The organism is Kribbella jiaozuonensis, from assembly GCF_005233875.1.
GTDB lineage: Bacteria > Actinomycetota > Actinomycetes > Propionibacteriales > Kribbellaceae > Kribbella > Kribbella jiaozuonensis.
Genome location: NZ_SZPZ01000004.1, coordinates 949,198 through 967,619, shown reverse-complemented (window position 1 = coordinate 967,619; position 18,422 = coordinate 949,198). Strand labels below are relative to the sequence as shown.

The following is an 18,422-nucleotide window of genomic DNA, read 5'->3' as shown; positions in this document are numbered from 1 at the left end:
GATGGAAGACAACGTCCGGCCGCTGGTGTCCGCCGATGCGGTGGATCTCGAGGAACGCAAGATCGAGTCCGCGCTCCGGCCGCGCACCCTGGCCGAGTTCGGCGGTCAGCGCCGGGTCAGCGAGCAGCTCGAATTGGTGCTGCACGCGGCCCGGGGGCGCAACCGGGCGCCTGATCACGTGCTGCTGTCCGGCCCACCCGGTCTGGGCAAGACCACGCTGGCGATGATCATCGCCAGCGAGCTGTCCGCCCCGCTGCGCGTGACGAGCGGCCCGGCGATCCAGCACGCCGGCGACCTGGCCGCGATCCTGTCCGGGTTGAGCGAGGGCGAAGTACTGTTCCTCGACGAGATCCACCGGATGTCGCGGCCGGCCGAAGAGCTGCTGTACATGGCGATGGAGGACTTCCGCGTCGACGTGATCGTCGGCAAAGGCCCGGGCGCGACCGCGATCCCGCTCGAGATCCCGCCGTTCACGCTCGTCGGGGCGACGACCCGCGCCGGTCTGCTGCCGGGGCCGTTGCGGGACCGGTTCGGATTCACCGGTCACCTGGAGTTCTACGAGTCCGACGAGCTGGAGAAGATCGTCAACCGCTCGGCCGCGCTGCTCGAGGTCGACATCACCCCGGAGGGCGCGGCCGAGATCGCGTCGCGCTCCCGCGGTACGCCGCGGATCGCGAACCGGCTGCTCCGCCGCGTCCGTGACTACGCAGAGGTACGAGCCGACGGCATCATCACTCTCGCGCTGGCGAAATCGGCCCTCGAGCTGTACGAAGTGGACAAAATGGGCCTCGACCGGCTCGACAGGTCCGTTCTCGACGCTTTGTGCCGTCGTTTCGGGGGTGGACCGGTCGGTCTTTCCACGCTCGCGGTTGCGGTAGGCGAAGAACGTGAGACCGTGGAGGAAGTGGCCGAACCATTCCTGGTCCGGTCGGGCTATCTGGCCCGTACGCCGCGCGGTCGCGTCGCCACGCCCGCGGCCTGGCGGCATATCGGGCTGAAGGTCCCGAAGGGCGCGACGTTCGCCGACACGCTCTTCGACACCGATGAGGACTAAGGAGTTCGACCCAACTGAACAGCGGACGTTCGGGGAACGTCCGCGGGCGCCGGAGCGTAGTTACTTCTGTACTGAGTAATTCAAACGTGACCCGGTGTCATGAGGTACTTGTTGCCGCTCAGGGTTAGACTCCCCGGTGGCCTGACCTCCAGGTCATTCCGCTGCGACCTGCACGCTTCGAGCAGAGCGTGCCGGACGCCCGTATTGCCGATCGACAAAGGATTCTGAGACCCGATGCAACTCCTCGCCGTACCGATGGCCTCCTCCGGGGGCGGCGGCATCACGCTGCTGCTACCGCTGATCCTGATCGTCGGAATGATCTGGTTCATGAGCCGCACGCAGAAGAAGCAGCGCCAGCGTCAGGCTGACACCGTCGCCGCGCTCGCCCCGGGCAGCAAGGTGATCACCACCAGCGGCCTGGTCGGCATCGTCGAGGAGACCGACGACGAGTACGTGACGCTCGAGATCTCCGAGGGCGTGCTGGTTCAGGTCGTCAAGGCCGCGATCGGCCGGGTGGTCCCGGAAGAGGACACCGCCGACGACGCCGACAGCGCCGACGAGGCAGCCGCCGACTCCGCGGACGAGACCTCGGCCGACGCCTCCCGCGTCGACGTACCGGACACGGGTCGCGACAAGGCCGACGGCAAGGTGCAGGACACGCCGAAGCTGCCGCCGACGCACACCGAGAACTGAATTCCGTCCCACCAGCCTGCGGCGCGGCGTTCGGCGTCCACCTGACGGTGCGGCGCGCCCAGAAGTACGAAGGTTGAATCTGACGTGGCAACGAGTTCGTCGACATCCCGCCCCGGGCGGAGCCTGATCGCCTTGGCGGTGGTCGTGGTCCTGCTGTTCGGCATCATGGCGCTGACCAAGACCTGGAAGCCCAAGCTCGGACTGGACCTGCGCGGTGGTACCACCATCACGCTGACCGCCAGCACGTTCGACGGCAAGGGCAAGGTGACTGCCGACCAGTTGAACGAGGCGAAGAACATCATCGGCCAGCGCGTCAACGGCGCCGGTGTGGCCGAGGCCGACATCACCACCTCCGGGACGAACCACATCAACGTGGCCGTTCCGGGCGCCACGAAGGAATCCCTGGTGTCGCAGGTCGGCCAGACCGCCCTGCTGTACTTCCGGATCGTGCTCGGCGCGCAGGCGACCGCGCCGGCGCCCACTCCGTCGCCGACCCCGACTCCGGGCACCACGCCGAAGCCGACGACGACGCCGAAGGCAAGCACCACGCCGAAGGCGAGCACCACGATCAAGCCGACCACCAGCAGTACGCCGAAGGGCCGGGCCTGGACCAGCGCGCTCGCCGACGCGACGCCGACGCCTACCCCCAAGGCGAGCACGACGCCGAAGCCGAGCACGCCGGCCGCGACGCCGTCGACACCGGCCACTGCCTCCGGTGACCCGCTGAACTACACGCCGGACGCGGCCACGCAGGCGGCGTTCGCGACGTTCAAGTGCGGCGACAAGCAGGTCGACAACCCGAAGACGGCGATCTTCTCCTGCGACCAGAACGGGCAGTACAAGTACCTGCTCGGCCCGGCGATCCTCGCGGGTACCGACCTGTCGGACGCCAGCGCCGGCATCCCGCAGAACGGTCTGCAGTGGCAGGTCAACCTGAAGTTCACCAGCGAGGGCGGCAGCAAGTTCCTCAAGGCCACGCAGAACATCTCGCAGCGGGGCCAGGGCCAGAACCTGTTCGCGATCGTGCTGGACGGCAAGACCATCTCGACCCCGAGCGTGGACAACCCGATCCCGGGTGGTCAGGCGCAGATCACCGGTACCTTCACCGAGGCCGAGGCGCGCGACCTGGCCAACGTGCTGAAGTACGGCTCGCTGCCGGTCAAGTTCGACATCTCCTCGGTCGAGACCGTGTCGCCGCAGCTCGGTGGCGACCAGCTCTCCGCGGGTATCTGGGCCGGTCTGATCGGCCTCGCCCTGGTCGTGCTCTTCTGCTTCCTGTACTACCGCGGTCTGGGCATCGTCGTGGTGTTCTCACTCGTCGTCGCCGGCATCCTCACCGGGTCACTGGTGATCCTGCTCGGCAAGGCGATCGGCTTCACGCTGACGCTGGCCGGTATCGCCGGTCTGATCGTGGCCGTCGGTATCACCGCGGACTCGTTCATCATCTACTTCGAACGACTCCGGGACGAAGTGCGTGAAGGCCGCAGTCTGCGCTCCTCGGTGGAGACCGGCTGGGCCCGAGCCAAGCACACGATCATCGCGGCCGACTCGATCTCGCTGCTCGCCGCGATCGTGCTGTACGTGCTGGCGATCGGCAGCGTCCGCGGGTTCGCGTTCACACTCGGCCTGACCACCCTGATCGACCTGGTCGTGGTGTTCCTGTTCACCAAGCCGATGGTCACGCTGCTGGCCCGGACCGACTTCTTCGGCCACGGGCACAAGCTGTCCGGCCTGGATCCGGAGCATCTCGGCGTCGAACGACTACCAGGACAGACGAAACCGTCGGCCCGGCCGCGGAAGACGCCGTCGACGCGCAAGCCGCTCGGAGGGGAGGTCTGATGTCGAAGCTCGGACAGATCGGTGCCAAGCTGCACCGCGGTGAGGTCTCCTACGACTTCATCGGCCATCGTAAGTTCTGGTTCAGCCTCTCGATCGCCCTTGTGGTCATCTCGCTGGGCGGTCTGTTCGCCCGCGGTCTGGCGCTCGGTATCGAGTTCCGGGGCGGCGTCGAGTACGACGCGGCCGTGAAGGTCACCGACAGCACTGTGGACGACTTCACCGCCGCGGTGAAGGCGACCAACGCCAAGGGCCTCGGCGACCCGGTCGTCACCACGATCAACAACAACAAGGTCCGGGTCCAGACCAAGCCCCTCCAGCAGGCCGACGTCGGCAACGTGCGGGCGGCGATCGCCAAGGAAGCCGGCATCCCCGCCGAGCAGGTGACCTCGCAGCAGATCGGCGCGTCCTGGGGTCAGCAGATCGCCAACAAGGCGATTCTCGCGCTGATCGTGTTCCTGGTCCTGGTGTTCGCGGTGATCTGGCTGTATTTCCGAGAAGCCAAGGCCTCCATGGCCGCAATCATCGCTCTGATCCACGACGTCACGATCACCGTCGGTGTGTACGCACTGGTCGGCTTCGACGTGACACCGGCGACCGTGATCGGCGTACTGACGATCCTCGGATACTCGCTGTACGACACCGTCGTGGTGTTCGACAAGGTCCGCGAGAACACCCGCGGCATCACCGGGTCGAACCGGTTCACGTACTCCGACGCGACCAACCTCGCGGTCAACCAGACGGTGGTCCGGTCGATCAACACCACGGTCACCGCACTGCTCCCGGTCGGCGCGATCCTCGTCGTCGGTACGGTCGTGCTCGGCACCGGCCCGCTGAAGGACCTGTCGCTGGCGCTGTTCGTCGGTATCGCCGTCGGTGCGTACTCGTCGATCTTCATCGCGCCGTCGCTGCTCGCGGTCTTCAAGGAGCGCGAGCCGGGTATGAAGGCGCTGAACAAGCGCGTGTCGGCGAAGAAGGCCCAGACGGCCGCTGCAGCCACGGCGGCCCCGGTCGCGGTGGCCACGGCGGGAGCCGCGCCGCGTTCCGCCGTACAGGACACGCCGACGTCTACACCGCGGAAGGCGGATCGGGCCACCGGTACGGCGCCGACCCCGTCGACGCGGCCGATGAAGGCGACGGCGGCCGGGCGTCCGCAGCCGACGCGCAAGCCGCGGTCGAAGCGCGGTAAGTGATGCGGTCGCTCGAGCAGGTTCTTGCCGACGGCATTCGCGATATTCAGGACTACCCGCAGCCGGGGGTGGTGTTCAAGGACATCACCCCGCTGCTGGCCGACCACACCGGCTTCGCGCAGGTGGTGCAGGCACTGGCGGCGGCGGGGACGGACGACGACGGCAACCCGGTGGTCGACAAGGTGGTCGGCATCGAGGCGCGCGGGTTCATCCTGGCCGCCCCGGTCGCGCTCGCCCTCGGTGCCGGGTTCGTGCCGGTGCGCAAGAAGGGCAAGCTGCCGGGAGCGACGTACGAGGAGTCGTACGCGCTGGAGTACGGCGAGGCGACCATCGAGGTGCACCAGGACGCGTTCACGCCCGGTGACCGGGTCCTGGTTATCGATGACGTGCTCGCTACCGGCGGCACGGTCGAGGCCTGCCTCCGGCTGATCCGCCGCTGCGGCGCCGAGGTCGCGGGTACGGCGGTTCTGCTCGAGCTCTCGTTCCTCCCGGGCCGGAAGCGGCTCGAGGGCGAGCAGGTCAGCTCTCTGTTGACGGTCTGAAATCGGGCAAACTCTCCGCAGTCGGGAGCTGACCCGGCGTGTTGTCCACAGGCGGGTCTGCCTGGTTGGGCAACGACCTCTAGACTGGTGGTCTGTCGGCGGAGGGACACAAACGTGGGCGAAGACCCGGCGATGACATCTGCGGTGCCGAACGCCGTACCGCAGGAGCCCCCGCGCGCGCCGTCACCGGTGCGCCCGGTCTCGCCGACGCCTGCGTCCCAACCGCCTGCCCAGGCCGCGACCCCACCGGTCCAGCCGCCGCGGATCGCGCCGGCCCGGGTCCGTGCCCGGCTCGCCCGCCTCGGCGGCACCCGGCATCCGAACCGCGCGCCGATGCTCGAGCCGCTGTTCCGGGTCGTCCGTGCGACGCACCCCAAGGCTGATCTCGGGCTGATCGAGCGCGCCTACCGGACCGCCGAGAAGTACCACACCGGCCAGTTGCGCAAGAGCGGCGATGCGTACATCACGCATCCGCTCGCGGTCGCCACGATCCTCGCCGAGCTCGGTATGACCGCGCCGACGCTGTGCGCCGCCGTACTGCACGACACCGTCGAGGACACGCCGTACACGGTCGAGGAGCTGACCCGCGACTTCGGCGAAGAGATCGCCATGCTCGTCGACGGCGTGACCAAGCTGGACAAGGTCAAGTACGGCGAGTCCGCGCAGGCCGAGACGATCCGCAAGATGGTCGTCGCGATGTCGAAGGACATCCGGGTCCTGGTGATCAAGCTCGCCGACCGGCTGCACAACATGCGCACGCTCGGGTTCCTGCGGCAGGAGAAGCAGGAGCGGATCGCCCGCGAGACGCTGGAGATCTACGCCCCGCTGGCCCACCGGCTGGGTATGAACACGATCAAGTGGGAGCTCGAGGACCTCGCGTTCTCGACCCTGCACCCGAAGGTGTACGACGAGATCGTCCGGCTGGTCGCCGAGCGCGCGCCGTCCCGCGACGAGTATCTGGCCTCCGTCATCGACCAGGTCCACGAGGACCTGCGCGCCGCGAAGGTGAAGGCGACCGTCACCGGCCGGCCGAAGCACTACTACTCGATCTACCAGAAGATGATCGTCCGCGGCCGCGAGTTCGGCGACATCTACGACCTGGTCGGCATCCGGGTCCTGGTCGAGTCGGTCCGTGACTGTTACGCGGCCCTCGGCATACTGCACGCGCGGTGGAACCCGGTCCCCGGCCGGTTCAAGGACTACATCGCGATGCCGAAGTTCAACATGTACCAGTCGCTGCACACCACGGTGATCGGCCCGCAGGGCAAGCCGGTGGAGCTGCAGATCCGGTCGTTCGCGATGCACCGGCGCGCGGAGTACGGCATTGCCGCGCACTGGAAGTACAAGGAAGACCCGAGCTCCGTCGCGCCCGCCACGCCGACCACCGACGTCGGCGGTCCGAACGACATGCCCTGGGTCCGGCAGCTCGTCGACTGGCAGCGGGAGACCTCCGACCCGTCGGAGTTCCTCGACTCGCTGCGGTTCGAGATCAACAATTCCGAGGTCTACGTCTTCACCCCGCGCGGCGACGTGATGTCGCTGCCGACCGGTTCGTCGCCGGTCGACTTCGCGTATGCGATCCACACCGAGGTCGGGCACCGCTGTATCGGCGCCCGCGTCAACGGCCGCCTGGTTCCGCTGGAGAGCACCCTCGAGAACGGTGACGTCGTCGAGGTCTTCACGTCGAAGGCACAGGGCGCGGGTCCGTCGCGCGACTGGCTGACGTTCGTCAAGAGCCCCCGCGCGCGGAACAAGATCAAGCACTGGTTCTCCAAGGAGCGCCGCGACGAGGCGATCGAGCACGGCAAGGACGCGATCGCGAAGCAGCTCCGCAAGGAGGGCCTGCCGCTGCAGCGCTTGCTGTCGCACGAGACCCTGACCGCGGTCGCCAACTCCCTGCGGTATCCGGACGTCACCGGTCTGTACGCCGCTGTCGGCGAGCAGCACGTCAGCGCACAAGCCGTCGTACGGCGTCTGATCGAGACGTACGGCGGTGAAGAGGGCGCGGCCGAGGACCTGTCCGAGGGCGTACGCCTGCCCGCGAGTCGTGAGCGCCGCAAGCGTACGGCCCGCGGCGACGCCGGCGTCATCGTCAAGGGTGCGACGGACGTCCTGTCGAAGCTGGCGCGCTGCTGTACGCCGGTTCCGGGCGACGAGATCATCGGGTGGATCACGCGCGGTGCGGGCGTCTCGGTGCACCGGGCCGACTGCGCCAACGTGGAGAACCTGAAGACCCAGCCCGAGCGCATCGTCGAGGTCGAGTGGGCGCCGACGGCTCAGTCGGTCTTCCTGGTCGCGATTCAGGTCGAGGCGCTGGACCGGGCGCGCTTGCTGTCGGACATCACGCGTGTGCTGTCGGACTACCACGTGAACATCCTGTCGGCGGCGCTGACGACGACCCGCGACCGGATCGCGAAGTCCCGTTTCACCTTTGAAATGGGCGATCCGACGCATCTGGGTCATGTCCTGAAGGCTGTGCGGTCGGTCGAGGGTGTGTTCGACGTGTATCGGGTGACGCAGTAGGTCGGTTTGAGGGGCCGGGGACACTGCGTCTATGAGTGGTCTCGGGCGACGGGCGTTCTTGGTTGCTGGTGTCGGGTTGGTGGCTGGGTGCAGTGATTCGTCTGCACAGAACCAGCCATCGCCGACGTCCAGCGCTGCACCTTCGCCGAGCCTCAGCCCGACGCCCTCGGCGCCGACTGCCACGCCTAGCGCGCAGTCGTCGACCCCGGCTCCTACTCCGACGGTCACGCTTCCCGCGGTGAAGGCTTGGGTGCCCGGGCCGGGGGAGATCCAGCCTCAGGTGAAGCGGCTCGCCGTGGCGGCGGTGATGAAGCTGTTGCAGCCGACCGATACACAGGCCGCCATCGACGTGATCGACGCGCAGTACGGCGGGATCCTGAGCTCGTCAGCCAGCGTGCTCGTGCCCTGCAAGGTGTACTCGATCCGGGAGAACCGGGTGATCAGCGGCGGTACGACGGTCGACGTACGGCTGAGCAAATCGTCGCAGGGCACCTGGCGCGTGACTGCAACCCATCCGGCCCAGCCTGGTGCACCGGCGGCCAACCTGTCAGCTGCGGCGCGAAAGGTACTGGCGAACGGGCAGATCTCGTTGCCGCCGGCGTCCGCCGCGGACATCAGGTCGGGACAGGTACATGACAGCGTTCTCAACACGATGCTCCAGCTCGCGAAGACCTACCGGATCGGCGTCAGCGTCATCCGCTCCGGCCACCCGTTGGATGTCTTCGGCACCAATCGGCCGAGCGATCACCCCCGCGGCCGCGCGTTCGACACCTGGCAGATCGACGGGCACGCGGTGGTGTCGCCGGCCACTTCGCGATCGCTGATCACGTCGTACATGCGGGCGGCCGAATCGCTCGGGTCGTACAACGTCGGCGGTCCGTATCAGCTGTCCGGAGCGGCGTTCTTCTCCGACCAGACGCACCACGACCACGTGCACGCGGGCTTCCGGAGCTAGTCCCACTCCCAGGCGATGCCGACCGTCCCGGGATCGGCGGACGGCTCGATCACGTGAACCCGGCCGTCCGGCGTGAGCATCAGCTCGCGCTGCACCAGGTTCGGACCGGACGTATGCCGGCGGCGCACCTCGTGAACGCGGACCGGCAGCGCAGCGCGGTCGAACTGGACCTCCAGCACGTAGTGCATCCCGCCCCACTCGCTGAACCGCTGGTAGTCCGTCGTCGGCAAGCCACTCGGGTCATCGATCTCGTAGTGGACGACAGCGGTCTCCCCGACGGCGAGCACCCGGTCGAGCAGCAACTCGCCGAGCAGCGCGCCGGCCTCGGGGGAGCGGGCGATCCGACCGGTCCGGCAGCCGCTCAGTGCTCGCAGTGTGACCTGCTCCGCGTCGCAGCCCGTTTCGCCCTGGTGCGCGATGATCAACCGATCCACCGGCTGTACGGCGACGACGCTCTGGATCACGCTCCGGCGCTGAGCGCTCCGATCGGCACCGATCCGGACCTCCTCGAGCACGGTCACGTTGCGCAGCCGCCCGTGGGCGTCCCGACGGAGCCGGTCGAGCAGGCGGGTGAGCGCCTCGGCGTAGTCGACAACGGCGTACGGCTGGGGCGACGTGCCCGGCTCACGGGCCGCCGGGATCCGGACGGTCAACCACCCGGCCGGGACCTCCAGAAGCTCCTCCAGGGCGGTGATGACGGCTCGCGAGTCCTCGCGCGGGATCCGGCGACCGCTCTGCCAGGTGCTGAGGGTCGCGACGCCGACGTGCAGCCCGCGGTCGGCGAGGTGGGTCCTGATCCGGATAAGGGCGAGCCCACGGCGCGAGATCGCCTGCCGCAACGCGTCCGCGAACGACGCCTCCGGACTCACTACCGGGACCGACGCTTCGACCGGTTTGACCATGGGCCCACGCTCCTTTGGGGCAGTGTAAACATTCACAGCACGGTCCGACAGCGGTTCGTCACCCGCTGTTCACGGCGCGGCGGCGTTCACAACCCGTCGTACGGCCGGATCCGAGAACTTGTCGCGCCGGACCGGGGTCCCGACGATGGTCTCCGCCCCAGTCCGTTCGAAGGAGGACCCATGCGCAGGCTCCGCCCCAGCCGCTCCTGGTCGTTGCTCTTGGCCACGATCCTCGGGCTCGCGACGCTGGCCCCGCTCGCACCGCCCGCCTCGGCCGCGCCCAGCAGCTACTACCTGAACGTCTCCGGCCAGGCCCAGCAGAAGTCGAACTGGTGCTGGGCCGCGACCGGCAACAGCATCGCCGCGTTCTACGGCCGCTCGTACTCGCAGAACCAGTTCTGCAACCTGGCCTTCGGCAACAACGCCAACGCGACCTGCCCGAACAACCAGGCCACGCTGGCCAACGACCAGCAGGCGTTCCGCTCGATCGGGATCAGCGCCGGCAGCTACATCTCCGGCACGCTCAGCTTCAACTCGCTCGTCACCGAGATCGCCGCCGGCCGCCCGGTGATGACGCGGATCGGCTGGACCTCGGGCGGCGGTCACATGATGGACATCATCGGGTACGACGCCTCCGACTCGACGCTCGAGTACTACAACCCGTGGCCGGACGACCCGCGCTACAACTACTCGACCTACAACTGGTACCGGTCCAACTCGCAGTTCACCTGGACCCACTCCCTGTACCGGATCGGAGCCTGACATGCGCCGCCTGCTTCGCTGTGCCGCCGTACTCGCTGCCGGTCTTGGATTTGCGCTGGCCTTCGCCGCCTCGGCCGGTGCCGCCGTACCCCAGCCGGTCGCGCCAAGTGAGTTGTCCAAGGCAACCAATGCCGCGCACTCGTCCGACGCTTCCCGCTTGCTCGCGAAGGTCCCCGGTACTGCGAAAGCCGCGGCCAGCGTCGGGTCGGACAGTCACGCGATCTACGCGCTCAACCCGGCCTTCGTCCGCGACGCGTCGGCACCGGTCGCCACCTTCTGGTACGCCGCAACCGCAGCCAGCAAAGGCGGTCAGGCGTTGACCGTCTTCACCGAGCCCGACTCGAGCGGTGTCTGGCAGCCGGTGAATGTGGCCTCCGGCAACACCGAGTCCCGGATGGCTGCTGCGGCTGACGGAGCCCTGCTGTTCACGGAACCGCAGGTCGGTGCCTGGTACGCGCTGACCTTCGGCCAGATCCGTCCGCTCAACCCGTCCGCCGTGAAGTCGATCGGTGCCAAGCCGATCACGGTCGCGGCGTACCAAGAGCTCGTCTCCCACCGATACGCCGACAAGCTCCCGGGAAGCGCGTACAACGAGTCCGGCATGGCCGGCGGCTACGACACAGCTGCGGCGGTCAAGGCGCCGACCTCGCACTCCACCTACCTCCTCTCGATCACCGCGGCGTCCGGCGTACTCGCCCTCGCCCTCCTGCTAGTAGTAAGGCGCAAGATGACCTACAACGACTGACCCCAGGCGGTTGCGATCATGGACCAATGCCGTTTCCCGATGAGCTTGGTCCCGCCATCATCGTCGCCGACTACGACCCCGACTGGCCCGCGGAATTCGCCCACCTCGCCGCACGATTGCAGGCAGCGTTGGGAGATCGAGCCGTAGCCATCGATCACGTCGGCTCCACCTCGGTCCCCGGCCTGGCCGCGAAGAACTGCATCGACGCCCAGGTCCGGGTGACCGCACTCTGGCCCGAACTGGTCGACCTGCTCGAGAGCGCCGGCTTCCGCTGCCGCCCGGAGCCGTGGAACCGCGTCGAGATCTCGAGCGGCCAACGCTGCGACAAACTCGTCTTCGCCCCACCCGTCGGCGAACGCGCCACGAACGTGCACATCCGTCTCGCCAACGGCCCCAACGCCCGCTACGCCCTCCTCTTCCGCGACTACCTACGCGCCGACGACAACGCCCGCCAGTCCTGGGGCGCCTTCAAACAACGCCTGGCCCAAACCGTCACCGACTTCTACGACTACGGCCAGATCAAAGCCCCCGCCACCGACATCCTCATAGCCGCAGCCGAACGCTGGGCCGAACAAACCGGCTGGACAGTCACCACCGCCGCGGCAACCGCGGCTCCTGACAAAGAAACGCACCAACCGCCAACTCCAACGCAGGATGCGACCCCCACAAATCAGTCCGCCGCACCGAAATAATGTGCCACCCCAACCCATCCAACTCGGTACGACGAGTCTCGTCCCTCACCTGCTGCTTGGTAGACGAATGCCAAGCATCACTGTCGTACTCCAACCCCAACCGCCGCCCATCCACCGGCCGATCCGGATACCCAACGTCCAACCGATAGCTACGACCGTTGCCGGACACGGGGATCTGTAACTTCGGTCCGCCGAAGCCGGCATCGATCAGCCGAAGCCGCAGCCACGACTCACCCGGCGAGGCCGCCCGCTGATCAGCCCATCGCAGGACGTCTTGCGCCTGCTTGTATCCCCGCCGACCTTCGTACGCCGCCGACGCCGCGCGGAGCGCCCAACGATCCGCCTTGCCCGCCCGAAGGAACGCATCAACCGCAGACAACGCGAACGGTCTCGGCAACCGCATCGCCAGCTCCACAGCCGTGGCAATCGGACTGGCGACACGCACACCGAGCACGTCGACCTCGTCCATCGGTTGCCGCGTCCAGTGCGCCTCGACCAACTCCGCCGGCCCCAGCGCGGTCGTGTCGAGCCCGTGCAACCAAGCAGCGGTCGGCCCACATGCGACCGCATCCTCCGGGATCAACAGCCGCGCAGCATCCGCCCGCAACTCAAGAGAGTCACGCACGCGCACGTCAACGTAAACCCCCTTCATAACAGGCTTGATGTCACCGTGCGCGAGAAGCCAATTCAGCTTCCGCCCCACCTGATAAGGCCGAAACGGAATACCACAGAAGTAATACGGAAACTCAGCAGGAAGCATCCGGATAGCATCCCCGAACCGCTCCAATCCTGCAGAAAGTTGTCCACAGGCCCGGCGCGGTGCGCTGACAGGATGGGTGGATCGCCGGCTTCGGCCGACGCCGGACGCGGTCACGTTGCGCCGGGATCTCCAGGCCGCGAGGTCTTCCGCTGTCCCGCACCATCAACAACGCGATCTCGCGGGGCAACACGGCAGCAGTTGCGTCGTTCTGGAGGGTCGCCTCGCGGATGCACTTGGGATGGGCGGGGATCCCAGTCTGGGGACGAACGAACCAGCGTGCGGCCGGCAGTGCAGCTGGTGGGCCGAGGCAGCGGCTAACAGGACGGCGTCACGGTCCGTTCACTGACCGCAGGTGGCCGTGATCACGGGGCGGTCGTATGGGTGGGTGGGAGCGGCGCGTAGCCCGGCGACGAAGGAGCCGCGCGTAGCACCGCGTGGGTTGATACCAGTCAGCTGAAGTCGGTGAGGGCGTTTTGAGCCTGGGTTAGCCATTCGCGGCGGGCGGCGATGGCTTCTCGGGCCTCGGTGGCCTTGCGTGTGTTGCCCTGGGACTCGAACTTGGCGGCTTGTTTCTCCAGGTCGGCGATGAGGGATTGGAGCTGCTTGACGGTGGCTTCGGCGCGGGCGCGGGCCTCGGGGTTGGAGCGGTTCCAGACCTCGTCCTCGGCGGCCTTGACGGCTTGCTCGACGGCGCGGAGGCGGCCGTCGATGGCGCGCATGGAGTCGCGGGGGACCTTGCCGATCTGGTCCCAGTGGTCCAGGTACTCGCGGAGCTGCTCCCGCGCCGTACGGGCGTCCTCGACCGGCAGGATCGTCTCGATCTCGACGAGCAGCGCTTCCTTCGCCTGCAGGTTCTCGACCTGCTCGGCGTTCTCCTCGGCCTGTACGGCGTCCCGCGCGCCGAAGAACAGGTCCTGCGCGGCCCGGAAACGGGCCCACAGCTTGTCGTCGACCTCGCGCGGCGCAGGGCCGGCGGCCTTCCACTGCCGCATCAGGTCGCGGAACCGGCCCGAGGTGGGTCCCCAGTCGGTGGAGCCGGACAGCGTCTCCGCCTCGGCCGCCAGCCGCTCCTTCACGACCGCGGCCTCCTCACGCTTGGAGGACAGCTCGGCGAAGTGCTGCTTGCGGTGGCGCGTGTACGTCGTACGCGCGGAAGAGAACCGGTGCCACAGCTCGTCGTCCGAAGACTTGTCGAGCCGGGGGAGTGCCTTCCACTCGTCCAGCAGCTCGCGCAGGCGGGTGACGCCGTGGCGCCAGTCGGTGCCGGCGGCGATGGTCTCGGCCTCGGTGGCGATCTTGGTCTTGGCGGACCGCGCCTCCTCGACCTTCGCGGCGCGTTCGGCCTTGCGGCGTTCACGCTGCTGCGCGACGAGCGGGGTGAGCGCGTCGAGCCGGGCGCGCAGGCCGTCGAGGTCGCCGACTGCCTGGGCCTCCTCGATCGAACCGGTGACCTTCTTCACCGCGGCCCGGGCGTCGTCCGGTGACACTGTGCCCGCCTGGACCCGCTGCTCCAGCAGTTCGACCTCGAACGCGAGCGCGTCGTACCGGCGGGTGTAGAAAGCGAGCGCTTCCTCAGGGTTGGCGTCCGGCCACTGGCCGACTGCCCGTTCACCGTCCTTCGTCCGTACGAAGACCGTTCCGTCCTCGGCTACCCGGCCCCAGTTCTCTCCGGCCACAACTCGCCCCTTCCGGCGGTATGCACTGCGCTCGTGCCCATTCTGGTCGGCGCCTGGTCCAACCGCGCGAACAGGGCCCCGCCTGGGCGCGTCGAGCTGCCTTCTCGACGCTTATCCCTGAACAATCACAAACTCCCAGCTCAGGCGCAACGGTGTTGCGTCACAATCCGGTTCGTTCTCACCCGATCCGCACCGGTAGCCTTAGGTGTTCCCGAATCCGTTCCAGGAAGGTTTGTCGTGCTCATCGCCGGGTTCCCCGCGGGTGCGTGGGGTACGAACTGCTACGTCGTCGCCACCGGCCAGGGCGCGGAATGCATCGTTGTCGACCCGGGGATGGACGCGACCGAGGGCGTCGAGCAGGTCGTCAAAGAGAACGGCCTCAAACCTGTCGCGGTCCTGCTCACACACGGTCACATCGACCACATGTTCTCCGTACTCCCGGTCTGCGGGACGTACGACGCGACCGCCTGGATCCACCCGGACGACCGGCACCTGCTCGCCGACCCGATGGCCGGGATCAGTCCGGAGTCCGCCCGGATGCTGCTCGGCGGGAACCACGAGTTCGCCGAGCCGGACGACGTCGCCGAGCTCAAGGACGGTCTGAGCCTGGAGCTGGCCGGCCTCACCTTCACCGTCGACCACACCCCGGGCCACACCCGCGGGTCGGTCACGTTCACCACGCCGTACGACGGGCCGGAAGAGGTGCCCGCGGTGCTGTTCTCCGGTGACGTGTTGTTCGCCGGGTCGATCGGCCGGACGGATCTGCCTGGCGGCGACCATCCGACCATGCTGCATACGTTGGCCACCAAGATCCTGCCGATGCGCGACGAGATCGTCGTCCTGCCGGGTCATGGTGGCCAGACCACGATCGGCCGGGAGAAGGCGACCAACCCCTACTTGCAGGACCTGGAGATGCCGAAATCATGAGCAAGGTGACCCCACTCAGCGGGTTCCCCGAATTCCTACCGTCAGACCGAATTGTCGAGCTGCAGTTCCTCGACACCATCCGGGAGACGTTCGAGCTGCACGGTTTCGCGTCGATCGAGACCCGTGCGGTCGAGCCGGTCGAGCGCCTGTCCAACCAGGGCGAGGACGCCGACAAGGAGATCTACGGCGTACGACGGCTTGCCGCCGGCGCCGACGAGGACGCGGCCCTCGGGCTGCACTTCGACCTGACCGTCCCGTTCGCCCGGTACGTGCTGGAGAACAGCGGCAAGCTGACCTTCCCGTTCAGGCGCTACCAGATCCAGAAGGTGTGGCGCGGTGAACGTCCGCAGGAGGGCCGGTACCGCGAGTTCACCCAGGCGGACATCGACATCATCGACAGCGGAGAGCTGCCGTTCCACTACGAGGTCGAGCTGCCGCTGGTGATCGCGGACGCGTTCCGCAAGCTGCCGATCCCGGCGTTCCGGATCCAGGTGAACACCCGCCAGATCCCCGAGGGTTTCTACCGCGGGCTGGGCATCGAGGACATCACCGGCGCGCTGCGCATCGTCGACAAGCTGGACAAGATCGGCCCGGACAAGGTGACCGACCTGCTGACAACCGCGGGCCTGTCCGCGGAGACCGCCAAGCAGGTGTTGCGGCTGGCGGAGATCTCGAGCACGGATGCGTCATTCGCGGATCAGGTGCGCGCGCTCGGCGTACAGCACGAGATCCTCGACGAAGGGCTCGAGCGGCTGTCGCAGATCATGACGGCGGCCAACGAGCACGCGCCCGGTCTGCTGGTCGCCGACCTGAAGATCGCCCGCGGGCTGGACTACTACACCGGCACGGTCTACGAGACGCAGTTGATCGGCGACGAGGGATACGGATCGATCTGCTCCGGCGGGCGGTACGACTCGCTCGCCTCGGACGGCAAGACGACGTACCCGGGCGTGGGGATCTCGATCGGGGTGTCGCGGTTGGTGCACCGGCTGATCAGCAAGGGTTTGCTGAAGGCGAGCCGGAGTACGCCGACGGCCGTGCTGATCGCGCTGAACTCCGAAGAGGACCGGGCCGAGGCGATGCGTACGGCGATCCAGCTGCGCGGGCGCGGGATCCCGGTTGAAGTTGCGCCTGCCGCGGCGAAGTTCGGGAAGCAGATCCGGTTCGCGGACCGGCGGGGGATCCCGTTCGTGCTGTTCAGCACCGAGAACGGCCCAGAGATGAAGGACATCCGAAGTGGTGAGCAGGTGCCGGTCGACCCGGCGACGTGGGCGCCGCCGGCGGCCGACCTGAAACCTCAGATCGAAGAGCAAGAGGAGAACTCGTGATCCGTAACCGTTCCGCAGGTTCGCTGCGCGCATCCGACGCCGGCGAGACCGTGATCCTGGCGGGCTGGGTGGCGCGGCGGCGCGATCACGGCGGCGTGGCGTTCATCGACCTGCGCGACTCGTCCGGCACCGTCCAGGTCGTCATCCGGGACGAGGACGCCGCGCACGGCCTGCGTTCGGAGTACTGCCTGAAGATCGTCGGCGAGGTCTCGCCGCGCCCCGAGGGCAACACGAACCCGAACCTCCCGACCGGCGAGATCGAGATCATCGCCACCGAGGTCGAGGTGCTCAACGAGGCCGCTCCGCTGCCGTTCCCGGTCGAGGAGCACCACGCGACCCCGGTGAACGAGGAGATCCGCCTGAAGTACCGCTACCTCGACCTGCGCCGCCAGGGTCCCGGTGCGGCGATCCGCCTGCGTAGCAAGGTGAACCAGGCTGCCCGTGCGGTGCTGGCCGATCATGACTTCGTCGAGATCGAGACGCCGACGCTGACGAAGTCGACGCCGGAAGGCGCCCGCGACTTCCTGGTGCCGGCCCGCCTGCAGCCGGGCAGCTGGTACGCGCTGCCGCAGTCGCCGCAGCTGTTCAAGCAGCTGCTGATGGTGGCCGGTATGGAGCGGTACTTCCAGATCGCCCGCTGCTACCGCGACGAGGACTTCCGCGCCGACCGGCAGCCGGAGTTCACCCAGCTGGACATCGAGATGAGCTTCGTCGACCAGGACGACATCATCGCGCTGTCCGAGGAGATCCTGACCGCGCTCTGGAAGCTCGTCGGGTACGACGTGCAGACGCCGATCCCGCGGATGACGTACGGCGAGGCGATGGCCCGCTTCGGCTCCGACAAGCCGGATCTGCGGATGGGTCTCGAGCTCGTCGAGTGCACGGAGTACTTCAAGAACACGCCGTTCCGGGTCTTCCAGGCGCCGTACGTCGGTGCCGTCGTGATGCCCGGTGGCGCCGACCAGCCGCGGAAGCAGCTGGACGCGTGGCAGGAATGGGCGAAGCAGCGTGGCGCCCGCGGTCTGGCCTATGTACTCGTCGGCCAGGACGGTGAGCTCGGCGGACCGGTCGCGAAGAACCTGTCCGAGGAGGAGCGCGCGGGTATCGCCGATCACGTCGGCGCGAAGCCGGGCGACTGCATCTTCTTCGCTGCGGGTCCGATCAAGTCGTCCCGGGCGCTGCTCGGTGCGGCCCGGCTGGAGATCGGCCGTCGTGGCGGGCTGATCGACGAGTCCGCGTGGTCGTTCGTGTGGGTCGTCGACGCGCCGCTGTTCGAGCCGGCCGACGACGCGACGGCCGCTGGTGATGTCGCGGTCGGGTCGGGCGCGTGGACCGCCGTACACCACGCCTTCACGTCGCCGAAGCCGGACTCGATGGAGACGTTCGACACCGATCCGGGGTCGGCGCTGGCGTACGCGTACGACATCGTCTGCAACGGCAACGAGATCGGTGGTGGCTCGATCCGTATCCACCGCGAGGACGTGCAGAAACGCGTGTTCAAGGTGATGGGGCTGAGCGACGAGGAGGCGTCGGAGAAGTTCGGCTTCCTCCTGGATGCGTTCAAGTTCGGCGCGCCGCCGCACGGCGGGATCGCGTTCGGCTGGGACCGGATCACCGCGCTGCTGGCCGGTACGGAATCGATCCGCGACGTGATCGCGTTCCCGAAGTCCGGCGGTGGGTTCGACCCGCTGACCGCGGCGCCGGCGCCGATCACGCCGGAGCAGCGCAAGGAAGCCGGTGTGGACGCCAAACCTGAGAAGGGTTGAGCTCGACCGGGTTTGGGAGGAAACTGGCGGTGCCGTGAAGATGTATAGTTAGGTTTTCACGGCGCCCGCCC

The 18,422-nt window shown here is 67.9% G+C and carries 16 protein-coding genes; 13 read left to right on the top strand and 3 right to left on the bottom strand.

The features are described from left to right. Position 1: 1 nt before the first annotated feature. The 7 genes from ruvB (at position 2) to FDA38_RS30575 (ending at position 8,793) form a co-directional block, all read left to right on the top strand. Positions 2–1,054, top strand: coding sequence for a Holliday junction branch migration DNA helicase RuvB (ruvB, locus tag FDA38_RS42735; RefSeq protein WP_202877902.1), 1,053 nt, complete (start codon positions 2–4; stop codon positions 1,052–1,054). 234 nt (positions 1,055–1,288) lie between these two features. Beyond that, the gene (gene yajC, locus FDA38_RS30600) at positions 1,289–1,747 is read left to right on the top strand and encodes a preprotein translocase subunit YajC (RefSeq protein WP_137257564.1); all 459 of its coding nucleotides are present in this window, start codon (positions 1,289–1,291) and stop codon (positions 1,745–1,747) included. Positions 1,748–1,831: 84 nt separating this feature from the next. Continuing rightward, the gene (gene secD, locus FDA38_RS30595; RefSeq protein ID WP_380091088.1) at positions 1,832–3,586 is read left to right on the top strand and encodes a protein translocase subunit SecD; all 1,755 of its coding nucleotides are present in this window, start codon (positions 1,832–1,834) and stop codon (positions 3,584–3,586) included. Next, entirely contained in the window at positions 3,586–4,776 is a 1,191-nt protein-coding gene (secF, locus tag FDA38_RS30590) for a protein translocase subunit SecF (RefSeq protein WP_137257563.1), read from the top strand. Before secD ends, secF begins: the two co-directional genes overlap by 1 nt. Further along, a complete protein-coding gene (locus FDA38_RS30585) occupies positions 4,776–5,315 on the top strand; it encodes an adenine phosphoribosyltransferase (protein WP_137257562.1) in 540 nt (179 codons plus the stop codon). The genes secF and FDA38_RS30585 overlap by 1 nt, the downstream gene beginning before the upstream one ends. 333 nt (positions 5,316–5,648) lie before the next feature. Next, positions 5,649–7,838 (top strand): RelA/SpoT family protein, encoded by a 2,190-nt coding sequence (locus tag FDA38_RS30580; RefSeq protein ID WP_137257907.1) that lies wholly within the window; start codon positions 5,649–5,651, stop codon positions 7,836–7,838. Between the two features lie 238 nt (positions 7,839–8,076). Beyond that, positions 8,077–8,793, top strand: coding sequence for a hypothetical protein (locus FDA38_RS30575; RefSeq protein WP_233715015.1), 717 nt, complete (start codon positions 8,077–8,079; stop codon positions 8,791–8,793). On the opposite strand, the gene FDA38_RS30570 is transcribed toward FDA38_RS30575, so the two are convergent. Further along, the gene (locus FDA38_RS30570) at positions 8,790–9,695 is read right to left on the bottom strand and encodes a hypothetical protein (RefSeq protein WP_137257561.1); all 906 of its coding nucleotides are present in this window, start codon (positions 9,693–9,695) and stop codon (positions 8,790–8,792) included. The two genes, FDA38_RS30575 and FDA38_RS30570, sit on opposite strands and share 4 nt — an antisense overlap. A gap of 180 nt (positions 9,696–9,875) precedes the next feature. Between FDA38_RS30570 and FDA38_RS30565 the strand changes: the two genes are divergently transcribed. The 3 genes from FDA38_RS30565 to FDA38_RS30555 are packed head-to-tail and all read left to right on the top strand — an operon-like array spanning position 9,876 to position 11,894. After that, positions 9,876–10,457: a papain-like cysteine protease family protein gene (locus FDA38_RS30565; RefSeq protein ID WP_137257560.1), complete on the top strand. Its 582-nt coding sequence runs from the start codon at positions 9,876–9,878 to the stop codon at positions 10,455–10,457. Position 10,458: 1 nt separating this feature from the next. Beyond that, complete coding sequence (locus FDA38_RS30560) at positions 10,459–11,202, top strand: hypothetical protein (protein ID WP_137257559.1); 744 nt, start codon at positions 10,459–10,461, stop codon at positions 11,200–11,202. A 26-nt stretch (positions 11,203–11,228) separates the two neighbouring features. Beyond that, positions 11,229–11,894: a GrpB family protein gene (locus tag FDA38_RS30555; RefSeq protein ID WP_137257558.1), complete on the top strand. Its 666-nt coding sequence runs from the start codon at positions 11,229–11,231 to the stop codon at positions 11,892–11,894. Here the strand turns inward: FDA38_RS30555 and FDA38_RS30550 are convergent. Further along, positions 11,791–12,519, bottom strand: a complete 729-nt coding sequence (locus FDA38_RS30550; protein ID WP_233715014.1) for a hypothetical protein — start codon at positions 12,517–12,519, stop codon at positions 11,791–11,793. The two genes, FDA38_RS30555 and FDA38_RS30550, sit on opposite strands and share 104 nt — an antisense overlap. Before the next feature lie 584 nt (positions 12,520–13,103). Next, entirely contained in the window at positions 13,104–14,330 is a 1,227-nt protein-coding gene (locus FDA38_RS30545; protein ID WP_137257556.1) for a DUF349 domain-containing protein, read from the bottom strand. Between the two features lie 237 nt (positions 14,331–14,567). Here FDA38_RS30545 and FDA38_RS30540 point away from each other — a divergent pair, with 237 nt between their 5' ends. Genes FDA38_RS30540 through aspS form a run of 3 tightly spaced genes read left to right on the top strand, consistent with a single transcriptional unit; the run spans position 14,568 to position 18,351 of the window. After that, positions 14,568–15,257, top strand: coding sequence for an MBL fold metallo-hydrolase (locus FDA38_RS30540; protein ID WP_137257555.1), 690 nt, complete (start codon positions 14,568–14,570; stop codon positions 15,255–15,257). Then, on the top strand, positions 15,254–16,585 hold the full coding sequence (hisS, locus tag FDA38_RS30535) for a histidine--tRNA ligase (protein WP_137257554.1): 1,332 nt from the start codon (positions 15,254–15,256) through the stop codon (positions 16,583–16,585). Before FDA38_RS30540 ends, hisS begins: the two co-directional genes overlap by 4 nt. Next, entirely contained in the window at positions 16,582–18,351 is a 1,770-nt protein-coding gene (aspS, locus tag FDA38_RS30530) for an aspartate--tRNA ligase (protein WP_137257553.1), read from the top strand. Before hisS ends, aspS begins: the two co-directional genes overlap by 4 nt. The last annotated feature ends 71 nt before the right edge of the window (positions 18,352–18,422 follow it).